A 10,868-nucleotide genomic window follows, 5' to 3' on the forward strand; every position below is an offset into this window, starting at 1 on the left:
TCAGTGCCAGCGCAGGAGCACCAGTTCGGAACAGAACCCGGGACCCATCGCGATCATCAGGCCCGGACTGCCGCTGGGCGGTGGTTTGGCGATGGTGTCGCGCAGCACATGCAGCACCGAGGCCGAGGAAAGGTTGCCGATCTCGCCCAGCGACCGCCAAGTCAGCTCCAGTGCCTCCGACGGCAACCCGAGCGTTTCGGTGATCGCGTTGATGATCTTGGGCCCACCCGGGTGGGTCACCCAGGCACCGATGTCGGTGATCTGTAGACCGTGTTCGCCGAGGAACGCAGAAACATCCTGGCCGACGTACTGCTCGACGACAGCGGCCAGATCCTTCGACAGCACCAGTTCAAAACCCGCGGAGCCGACGTCATAACCCATGGTTCGCAGCGAGTCCGGGTAGAGGTGGCTGCGCGAAGCGAGGATGGCTGGACCATTGGCCCCGACCTGTTCGGCGCGACGGTCTCCGACCGCCACCACCGCGGCAGCGCCGTCGGCGAACAGCGCACTGCCCACCAGTCCCGCCACCGACGGCTTGTATCCCGGGAAGGTGAGCGAACACAACTCGACCGACACCAGCGCCGCGATGCCGTCGGGAGCGCCCCGCAGATAGTCGTGCAGCCGGGCCACGCCGGCCGCGCCGGCCACACAACCCAGCCCGAACAACGGCACCCGGCGCACATCGGGGCGCAACCCCAGTCGCCCCGCGATCCGGGCGTCCAGCGACGGTACTGCCAGGCCGGTCACCGTGGTGGTGATGAGCACGTCGAGATCCTGCGGCGCCAGCCCGGCTTCCTCGAGGGCGCCCACCAGGGCCTCGACACCCAGATCGACGGCCTTCTCCAGAAAGAGCTCGTTGGCCTCGCCGAAATCGTTGAGGTGAGGGTATTTCTCCAGCGGCAACACCAGGTGGCGGCTGTTGACCTTTGCGCTGGCGTGCAGCTGCCGAACGATATCTTCATATCCCGCGAAGTCGGGGATGTTGACGAAGGTCTCGGTCAGTTCGTCCTGCGAGTAGCGATGCGGGGGCAGCGCGCCGAAAACACCTGCGATGACGCTCATTGGTCCCACCCCTTTGATACGAACATCAAGGTCGCTTTGTTCACCAGGATCGGTCAACGGAATCGCTCAAAGGTCAAAGTTTAGTCGGCCTCAATCTGACCGGCAAAGGAGCAGGCCGCGGCTCAGCGCTGCAACTGCTCGCGCAACCGGTCGGCGGCCGACCGCAGGGCGTCCAGTTGCGCGGCCACTTGAACCGGGGCGGTGCCGCCCCGCGCATCCCGGGACGACACCGAACCCTCGATGGTCAGCACGTCACGGACGGTCGGGGTCAACTCGGGGCTGATCGCGGCCAGCTCGTCGTCGGTCAGGTCCTGCAGCCCGACGCCACGCTGTTCGGCCGTGCGTACCGCCGCACCCGCCGCCTCATGCGCGGAGCGAAACGGAACACCTTGCCGCACAAGCCATTCCGCGATATCGGTGGCCAGCGTGTAACCCGCCGGCGCCAAGGCCGCCATCCGTTCGACGTCGAACGTCAGGCTGCCCACCAGACCCGCCATCGCGGGCAGCAGCAACTCCAACTGCGCGACCGAGTCGAAGACCGGCTCCTTGTCTTCCTGCAGGTCACGGTTGTAGGCCAGCGGTTGGGCCTTCAGGGTGGCCAGCAAGCCGGCCAGGTTGCCGATCATTCGACCGGACTTGCCGCGGGCCAGTTCGGCGATATCGGGGTTCTTCTTCTGCGGCATGATCGAACTGCCGGTGGACCAGGAGTCGTGCAGCGTCACGTAACCGAATTCGGTCGAACTCCAGATGATGATGTCTTCGGCGAGGCGGGACAGGTCGACGCCGATCATCGCGAAGACGAACGCGGCCTCCGCCGCGAAATCCCGGGCCGCGGTGGCGTCCACCGAGTTGTCGGCGGCTGCGGAAAAGCCCAGGTCCGCAGCGATCGCGTCGGGATCCAGACCCAGCGACGAGCCGGCCAGCGCACCTGATCCGTACGGCGAGATCGCCGCACGCTTGTCGAAGTCGAGGATCCGGTCCACGTCCCGCAGCAACGGCTGGGCGTGCGCAAGCAGATGGTGTGCCAGCAGGATCGGCTGCGCGGACTGCAGATGGGTCTTGCCCGGCATGATGGCCGTCGGGTGGGCGCCGGCCTGGTCAGCCAGCGCGGCGACCACATCCAGCACCCCGTCGGCGACCCGGCGCACTGCGTCGCGCAACCACATCCGGAACAGGGTGGCCACCTGGTCGTTGCGGGAGCGTCCGGCCCGCAAGCGGCCACCGAGGTCCGCTCCGACCCGGTCGATCAGGCCACGTTCCAGGGCGGCGTGCACGTCCTCGTCGGTGACCAGGGGCCCGAAACTGCCGTCGGCCACGTCTTCGGCCAGGCTGTCCAGGCCGGTCAGCAGGCCGTCGCGCTGGTCCTCGGTCAATAGCCCGGCCGCGTACAGCACCACGGTGTGCGCGCGGGACGCGATGATGTCGTAAGGGGCCAGCACCCAGTCGAAATGGGTGGACTTGCTCAGCGCGGCCAACGCGTCCGAGGGTCCGCCGGCGAACCGGCCGCCCCACAGCGACCCCTCATTGGTGCTCACTTTTCTCCCGCGAGCAGACACAGAATCGCACTCAATCGCGCAGTTCGGTGCGATTCTGTGTCTGCTCGCCGGCCTGCCGTCACCGTAGGTCCCGGCGGGCGGACAGCTTCGACGACAGCCCGTGCACATAGACGAAGCCCTTGGACATGGACTGGTCGAAGGTGTCACCCTCGTCGTAGGTGGCCAGGTTGAAGTCGTACAGCGATTCAGGACTGCGCCGGCCGTTGACCGCGATGTGACCGCCGTGCAGCACCAGGCGGATCTCGCCGGTGACGTGCTCCTGGGTCTTGGCGACGAAGCTCTCCAACGCAATCTTCAACGGCGAGTACCACAGGCCGTCATAGACCAACTCGGCCCAGCGCTGGTCGGTCTGGCGCTTGAACCGGCCGAGCTCGCGCTCGAGGGTGACGTGCTCGAGTTCGCTATGTGCGGTGATCAGCACCATCGCACCGGGCGCCTCGTAAATTTCGCGGCTCTTGATGCCCACCAACCGGTCCTCGACGACGTCGAGGCGCCCTACACCCTGGGCGCCGGCGCGGCGGTTGAGCTCCTCGATAGCTTGCAGGACGCTCACCCGGGTGCCGTCGATCGAGACCGGCACGCCCTGTTCGAAGCCGACGATGACCTCGTCGGGGGTGTTCCAGTTGACAGTGGGGTCTTCGGTGTAGTCGTAGACGTCCTTGGTGGGCGCGTTCCAGAGGTGCTCGAGGAACCCGGTTTCCACCGCGCGGCCCCACACGTTCTGATCGATGGAGAACGGTGAACGCTTGGTGACGCTGATCGGGATACCGTTCTCCTCGGCGAACGCGATGGCTTTCTCCCGCGTCCACGCGTAGTCGCGGACCGGCGCCAGCACCTCGAGATCTGGTGCCAGCGAAGCGAATCCGACTTCGAATCGGACCTGGTCGTTGCCTTTGCCGGTACAGCCGTGCGAGACGATGCTGCCGCCGTACTCGCGTGCCGCGGCAACCAGGTGTTTGACGATCAGCGGTCGGCTGATCGCCGACACCAGCGGGTAACGATCCATGTAGAGCGCATTGTTGAGGATCGTCGGCAGGCAGTAGCCTTCGGCGAATTCGTCGCGGGCGTCGACGACGACGGCCTCGACGGCGCCGCAGTCCAGTGCCCGCTGCCGCACGACTTCCATGTCCTCGCCGCCCTGGCCGAGGTCGATCGCCACCGCAACGACCTCGCGGCCGGTCTCCTTGCCGATCCAGCTGATGGCCACCGAGGTGTCCAGGCCGCCGGAGTAGGCCAGGATGACGCGCTCTGACATGAACAGTTCTCCTTTAGGGTCGCGAGTCTGCAGCAGTTTATTTGAGGTCTTCCAATGCGTTCGCCAGCTCGGTGCCGGTCATCGGCTCGCGGGCCGCCACGAACACGGTGTCGTCGCCGGCAATGGTGCCGACCACGTACGGTAACGCCGCGCGGTCGATCGCGCTGGCCAGGTACGGCGCCCCACCGGGTGGAGTGCGCAGCACCGCGAGGTTGGCGCTGGCGTCGGTGGACACCAGCAACTCGCCGAGCAACCTCGAAAGTCGCGACGTACCGCCGGCGACGCCGCGCACCGGGCTGCCGTCCTCGGGGACGACGTAGACGCCCACGCCGCCGTCCGCGCCGCGCAACTTCACTGCACCCAGCTCCTCGAGGTCACGGGACAAGGTGGCCTGGGTGGCCTCGACACCTTCGGCGGCCAGCAGGGCCGCCAGTTCGCCTTGGCTACGCACCTCGTGGGTGGACAGGATGGCCACGATGCGGGCCTGCCGGCCGGCCCGGTTGGCGCTGACCTCGGGTGCGGCCTTGGTGCCGCCGGTGGTCATGAGCGCTGCTCCAGCAACCACACCAGCAGCGCCTTCTGGGCGTGCAACCGGTTCTCGGCCTCATCCCACACCGCGCTGGCCGGCCCGTCGATCACCTCGTCGGTAATCTCGTCACCGCGGTGCGCCGGAAGACAGTGCAGCACAATGGCTTCCGGGTCAGCGATGCTCAGCAGGCGCTGGTTGACCTGGAACGGTCGGAAAGGTTCGACCCGGTCCAGTCCGTCGTCCTCCTGCCCCATCGACGTCCAGGTGTCGGTCACCAGGACGTCGACGCCGCCGGACGCGCCCTCCGGGTCGGCGGTGACGGTGACTGTCGCGCCGGTCTGCTGGGCGCGCCGCTCGGCCGCGGCGACCACCTCGGGATCGGGGCTAAAACCCTCGGGCGCAGCAACGGTGACGTGCATGCCGGCGGTCACACCGCCCAGCATCAGCGAGTGAGCCATGTTGTTGCCGCCGTCGCCCAGATAGGTCATCTTCAGGCCGTTCAACGTCCCCTTGCGCTCGGCGACGGTCTGAAGGTCGGCCAGCACCTGACAGGGGTGAAATTCGTCGGACAGCGCGTTGACGACGGGCACCGATGCGGCCGATGCCATGGCGGTCAGGCGTTCCTGGCCGAACGTCCGCCACACGATGCCATCGACGAAGCGGGACAACACCCTGGCGGTGTCCTCGAGGGTCTCGTCACGGCCCAGTTGGGTGCTGCGCCCATCCACGACGACGGCGTGCCCGCCCAGCTGGGTGATGCCCATCTCGAACGAGAACCGGGTACGGGTGGAGTTTTTGTCGAAGATCACCGCGATTCCGCGCGGCCCCTCGAGGGGACGACGGCTGAACGGAGACTTCTTGAGTTCGGCTGCCAGGGTCAGGATCTCGGCCTGTTCCGCTGGCGTGAGGTCGTCGTCGCGCAGGAAGTGTCTAAGCATTGCGTGTTCCTGCCGTGTCGAGGATGCCGGTGAGATCGGCGACGAAGCCCTCGAGCTGAGCCTCGCTGACGACCAACGGCGGTGCCAGCCGAATAACGTTGGGAGCGGCCGCGTTCACCAGATACCCGGCGTCCCGGGCCGCCGCTTCGGCGTCTTTGGCGTGCGGCGCCCTCAGCACGATGCCCTGCAACAGTCCCCGTCCCCGCACCTGCTCGATCAGCGGGTGGCCCAGCGATTCGATACCGTGTCGCAGTGCCTTGCCTTTGACGTCCGCGCTGCGCACCAGATCGTCGGCCTCGAGAACCTGGAGCACAGCCAGCGCCGCCGCGGTGCACACCGGGTTGCCGCCGAAAGTGCTGCCGTGCAGGCCGGGGGTCAACAAGTCGGCGGCGGGTCCGATCGCGATACACGCCCCGATCGGCAGACCCCCGCCCAGGCCCTTGGCCAAGGTCACCACGTCAGGAGTGATGCCGTCGTGCTGATGGGCGTAAAACGTTCCGGTGCGCCCCATTCCGGTCTGCACTTCGTCGAGCACCAGCAGCGCGCCGTGGCGTGCGGTGACCTCGCGGGCAGCCGTCAGGTAACTCTCGGGTGGGACGACGACACCGCTTTCACCCATGATCGGCTCCAGAAAGACCGCGGCCGTGTCGTCGTCGACCGCAGCGGTGAGGGCCTCAGCGTCGCCGTACGGGATGTGAGTGACGTTGCCCGGCAACGGCTCGAACGGTGCCTGCTTGGCAGGTTGTCCGGTGAGGGCGAGGGAACCCATCGTCCGGCCGTGGAAGGCTTCTTGTGCGGCAACGATTTTCGTGCGGCCGGTGAGTCTGGTGACTTTGAACGCCACCTCGTTGGCCTCGGTTCCGGAGTTGCAGAAGAATACTCGCGCTGGAGCGTCGGCGCCGAGCAGTTCGACCAGCTGCTCGGCCAGGGCGATCCCGGGCTCGGTGGCGTACAGGTTGGAGGTGTGGCCGAGTGTCGACATCTGTTGGGTGACAGCGTCGATGATGGCGGGATGGCGATGTCCGAGAACATTGACCGCGATCCCGCCCAGTAGGTCGATATAGGTCTTACCGTCCACATCGGTGACGACGGCCCCGTCGCCGCTGGCCAATGCCATCGACGGCGTGCCGTAGTTGTTCATCATGACTGCTTGCCAACGTTGTTGAAGCGCCCTTGTTTTCGTCATGCCGACACCACTTTGGTGCCGGTCCCGGCGTTGGTGAACAACTCCACAAGTACACAATGCTGAACACGTCCGTCGATGACATGCGCGCTGGGTACTCCACCGGTGACGGCCCGCAGGCATGCCTCGACTTTGGGGATCATGCCCGACTCCAGTCTGGGGAGCAGTTGAGACAGTGTGGCCGTGTCGATTTCGCTGACCAACGAGGTGCGGTCCGGCCAGCTGGTGTAGAGACCTTCGACATCGGTCAGCATCAACAACTTCTCGGCACCCAGGGCTTCGGCCAGTGCAGCGGCCGCAGTGTCGGCGTTGATGTTGTGCACCACGCCTTCGGCATCCGGTGCCAGCGTGGAAACCACCGGAATGCGCCGTGCCGCAATGAGATCCAAAACTGCTGCGGTATTCACCAATTCGACATCGCCGACCAGGCCGATGTCCGTGTCGATGCCGTCGACAGTCACGCTGCGCCGCACCGCGGTGAACAACTGCGCATCCTCGCCGGTGATCCCGACCGCGTACGGCCCGTGCGCATTGATGAGGTTGACCAGCTCGCGGCCCACTTGGCCGAACAGCACCATCCGGGCGACGTCGAGCACTTCCGGTGTGGTGACGCGGAATCCGCCTTTGAAGTCACCTTCGATGCCCAGCCGCCGCAGCATGGCGGTGATCTGCGGCCCGCCACCGTGGACCACCACGGGGTGCACGCCGCAATTACGCAGAAACGCCATATCGGCGGCGAATGCCCGGCGCAGCGATTCGTCGATCATCGCGTGGCCGCCGTACTTGATGACCACGATCTTGCCGTGCAGCTGTTTGAGCCACGGCAGTGCCTCAGCCAATACCTGCGCCTTGACCTGGGTGGATAACATGTCGGTGCCGTCGGTCATGAGCTGTAGGCCGAGTTCTCTTCGACATACCCGTGCGAGAGGTCGGTGGTGCGGATGGTGGCCGCACCGTCACCGAGCGCAAGGTCCACCACGATGTTGATGTCGGCACCCGATAGATCGACGTCGCGGGCGCCCGGCGCCCCTGCCCCGTCGCGATAGACGACAAAGTCGTTGAATGACACGGTGATCAGCTCGGGCTCGAGTGCGACCGGTGCCATCCCCACGGCTGCGAGCACTCGGCCCCAGTTCGGGTCGGATCCGAATAGAGCGGTTTTCACCAGACTGTCGCGGGCGATGACCCGCGCCGCCACCAGCGCGTCCTGCTCTGAGGCGGCGCCTTTCACCGTCACGTTTACCCGCTTGGTGACGCCCTCGGCGTCGGCCTGCAACTGGGCACACAGGTCGTCACAGACCTGCAGCACCGCCTCATCGAGATCTGCTTGGGAGGGGATGATTTCGCTGGCGCCCGAGGCCAACAGCAAGACGGTGTCGTTGGTGGAACAGCTGCCGTCGACGTCGAGCCGGTCGAACGTGCGGGCGGTGGCGCGGCGCAATGCATGTTCGAGCGCGGGGGTCTGGGCCACCGCGTCGGTGGTGATCACGCAGAGCATGGTGGCCAGCGACGGTGCCAGCATCCCGGCGCCCTTGGCCATCCCGCCCACCGTCCAGTTGTCTTTGTGGTGCAGCGCAACCTGTTTCGGAAACGTGTCGGTGGTCATGATGGCGTGTGCGGCATCGTCGCCTCCGGTCAGTCCGCCGTGCATGTCGTGAACGATGTCGCGAACTCCGGCGAGGACCTTGTCCATCGGAAGCCGGTCGCCGATCAACCCGGTGGAGCACACGGCGACCTCGATGGCCCCGGTCTCGGTTCCCCAGTCCGACAATGCGGCAGCCACCGCTTCGGCCGTCGCGTGGGTGTCCTGGAAACCGCCCGCACCGGTGCACGCGTTAGCGCCACCGGAATTGAGAATGACTGCCCGCAGGCGACCGGTGGTCAACACCTGCTGGGTCCACAGCACGGGGGCGGCCTTGACCTTGTTGCGGGTCAAGACGCCGGCCGCCGCATAATCGGGCCCCTCATTGAAGACCAATGCCAGATCCAGAGCACCGGACACCTTGATGCCGGCGGCGATTCCGGCGGCGCGGAAGCCGGCCGGGGCGGTGACCCCTTGGGCCCGCAGCAGTCGCGTGGCGTTGACAGTTTCAGTCACGGTGCAACTCCGACGACCGAAAGCCCCTCGGTTTCAGGCCATCCCAGTGCCAGATTCATCGACTGCACCGCGCCGCCGCCGGTGCCCTTGACGAGATTGTCGATGGCTGCGATCGCCACGAATGTCTGCGCCCGCTCATCCACTGCTATCGCGATGTGCGCGGCGTTGCTACCGATCACAGACCCGGTGCGCGGCAATTGACCCTCCGGCAGCAGGTAAACAAAGGGCTCGGCGTCGTAGGCCTTCTCGTAAGCGGTTCGGAACTGATCGATGGAGGCTCGGGTACGTGCCGTGCAGGTGGCCAGGATGCCGCGCGACGTCGGAATCAACACGGGAGTGAATGACACGGTGACGTCACCGGCGCCGACTGCACCTAATCCTTGGGCGATCTCGGGAGTATGGCGGTGGACGCCACCGATGCTGTATGCGCGCGCCGACCCGATCACCTCTGCGCCGAGCAATTCGGTCTTGGCGCCGCGACCGGCGCCCGAGGTCCCGCTGACAGCCACCACGGTGACCGCTGGATCGACGAGTTCGTCAGCGATTGCAGGCAGCAGGGCCAGCAGTGCCGCCGTCGGGTAGCAGCCAGGCACGGCAATGCGTCGGGCCTTTTTGAGCTGCTCTCGCGCGCCCGGCAACTCGGGCAGCCCATAGGGCCAGCTCCCGGCGTGCGCGGAGCCGTAGAAGCGTTCCCAGGCTGCGGCATCGGTGAGCCGAAAGTCCGCACCGCAGTCGACGATGAGGGTCTCGGGGCCGAGCTGTTCGGCAAGGGCGGCCGAATGCCCGTGGGGGAGAGCGAGAAAGACCACGTCGTGGCCACGGAGGATGTCGAGATCAGTAGGTTGGACTACCCGGTGTGCCAGTGGGACCAAGTGCGGGTGATGTTCGCCGAGGGTGCTGCCGGCGCTGGATGCCGCGGTGACTGCTCCAATGGTAAGCCGACCGTCGGCCAGAGCGGGATGCCCGAGGAGCAGACGAAGGATCTCACCACCCGCATAGCCACTCGCCCCGGCAACGGCCACCTTCATCCCGTCGATCATCCGGCGATAGTTGCATGGTTATTCATTAGATTGCAAATTCATTCCGTACACCGCGGGATAGCACCTTGCCCATTGACTCCTCGTCGGTTGGCGCTAAAGTCAACTCGACACGCCGGTGAGGACCTCACCCGATCCCCATCGGAGCCCTGCTACGCAGGAGCAGTTGCTCTCTCGCGCAGTTGATTTCGGCCCAAAGGTAGGACTGCTGGGGTGATCGCAGACCCTAAGATTCCGGCCGGAAACTCTCAGAAATATTTGGTTTAGCGCCATCCTGGCGTGGGGATCTATTGCGCACGTGTTGCCTTCGCGGCGTTCGGGCGTCTGAGGCTCATGGTTTATGTCTGTTTGGGTCATCTGGGGAGATGGACATGTCTGTATTGATCGTGCCTGAATTCGTGGAAGCGGCTGCCGAGCAATTGGCCGGGCTTCGTTCCACATTGGTCGACGTCAGTTCTGCAGCAGTGGGAGCGACGGCTGAGGTGGCGCCGGCGGCCGCAGATGAGGTGTCAGCTGCAATCGCGAGGCTGTTCGGCACCTTTGGTAGCGACTACCAGGCCGCCAGCGCCCAAGCCGCGGCGTATCACCAGGAGTTCGTCAATGCACTGACCCGTGGCGCGACGTCCTACGCTGCCGCGGAAGCGTTGAACGTGTCGGCCCTGTTCAATCTGGGTCAGCTCGCAACCAATATTGAGATCGGTCTCGGCAATCTGGCCGCCGGGCTCAACGGTGCCCTCAACGCATCGTTGGGTGGCTTCGGCCTCTCGCTCGGCGGATCCGGGTCCCTCGGCCTCAACGCCGCGAACGCCTTCCGCGCCTTCGCAGCACTGCCCAGCCTCGGCGCGGGTCTGGCGCTGCAGACTGGCGGGGCGCTTGCCTCTGGCTTCGGCGCGGGGCTTGCCCAAACCGGTCAGATCATCACCAACCTCGGCGTGGGGCTGGGCGGCGCTGGTGCGTCTATCTCGGCCTTCGGCGCGGGACTTACCGGCGAGGCCAACGCTGCGCTTGCGGCGTTCTTGAGCGGAACACTGGGCGCCAACATCTCCGCGAACCTCACCGCAAACTTCACCGGGGCGCTGCCGTCGCTGGCTGCGCTTGCACAAACCGGCGGCGCGTTGATCGGCAACATTTCCGCCGCGCTGAGCGGCGGATTGCCAGCCTTGAACGCTGCATTCAACAGCGGCATCAACGCAATACTCAACCTGGGCGC

General features: G+C 66.0%; 10 protein-coding genes. 1 reads left to right on the forward strand and 9 read right to left on the reverse strand.

What is annotated here, in order from left to right; genetic code table 11:
* The 9 genes from AC5Y5Z_RS20080 to argC all read right to left on the reverse strand — a co-directional run bounded on the left by AC5Y5Z_RS20080 (position 1) and on the right by argC (position 9,661).
* Entirely contained in the window at positions 1 to 1,062 is a 1,062-nt protein-coding gene (locus AC5Y5Z_RS20080; protein WP_499927078.1) for a type III polyketide synthase, read from the reverse strand.
* 122 nt (positions 1,063 to 1,184) lie between these two features.
* The gene (gene argH / locus AC5Y5Z_RS20085; RefSeq protein WP_499927080.1) at positions 1,185 to 2,597 is read right to left on the reverse strand and encodes an argininosuccinate lyase; all 1,413 of its coding nucleotides are present in this window, start codon (positions 2,595 to 2,597) and stop codon (positions 1,185 to 1,187) included.
* Between the two features lie 79 nt (positions 2,598 to 2,676).
* Positions 2,677 to 3,873: an argininosuccinate synthase gene (locus AC5Y5Z_RS20090; protein WP_463825266.1), complete on the reverse strand. Its 1,197-nt coding sequence runs from the start codon at positions 3,871 to 3,873 to the stop codon at positions 2,677 to 2,679.
* Positions 3,874 to 3,910: 37 nt separating this feature from the next.
* On the reverse strand, positions 3,911 to 4,417 hold the full coding sequence (locus tag AC5Y5Z_RS20095; RefSeq protein WP_499918550.1) for an arginine repressor: 507 nt from the start codon (positions 4,415 to 4,417) through the stop codon (positions 3,911 to 3,913).
* Positions 4,414 to 5,340 carry an ornithine carbamoyltransferase gene (argF, locus tag AC5Y5Z_RS20100; protein WP_499927082.1) on the reverse strand — a complete coding sequence of 309 codons (927 nt, stop codon included), beginning with the start codon at positions 5,338 to 5,340 and terminating at the stop codon, positions 4,414 to 4,416. The genes AC5Y5Z_RS20095 and argF overlap by 4 nt, the downstream gene beginning before the upstream one ends.
* A complete protein-coding gene (locus tag AC5Y5Z_RS20105; protein ID WP_499927084.1) occupies positions 5,333 to 6,526 on the reverse strand; it encodes an acetylornithine transaminase in 1,194 nt (397 codons plus the stop codon). Before AC5Y5Z_RS20105 ends, argF begins: the two co-directional genes overlap by 8 nt.
* Positions 6,523 to 7,410: an acetylglutamate kinase gene (argB, locus tag AC5Y5Z_RS20110; RefSeq protein ID WP_499918547.1), complete on the reverse strand. Its 888-nt coding sequence runs from the start codon at positions 7,408 to 7,410 to the stop codon at positions 6,523 to 6,525. Before argB ends, AC5Y5Z_RS20105 begins: the two co-directional genes overlap by 4 nt.
* Entirely contained in the window at positions 7,407 to 8,621 is a 1,215-nt protein-coding gene (argJ, locus tag AC5Y5Z_RS20115) for a bifunctional glutamate N-acetyltransferase/amino-acid acetyltransferase ArgJ (RefSeq protein ID WP_499927086.1), read from the reverse strand. The genes argB and argJ overlap by 4 nt, the downstream gene beginning before the upstream one ends.
* Positions 8,618 to 9,661 (reverse strand): N-acetyl-gamma-glutamyl-phosphate reductase, encoded by a 1,044-nt coding sequence (argC, locus tag AC5Y5Z_RS20120; RefSeq protein WP_499918544.1) that lies wholly within the window; start codon positions 9,659 to 9,661, stop codon positions 8,618 to 8,620. The genes argJ and argC overlap by 4 nt, the downstream gene beginning before the upstream one ends.
* Before the next feature lie 368 nt (positions 9,662 to 10,029).
* On the opposite strand from argC, the gene AC5Y5Z_RS20125 reads away from it, so the two are divergent.
* Positions 10,030 to 10,868, forward strand: an 839-nt coding sequence (locus AC5Y5Z_RS20125; protein WP_499927088.1) for a PE family protein, incomplete at its 3' end; no start/stop codon positions are given.

This window comes from Mycobacterium sp. NGS29 (genome assembly GCF_059812965.1).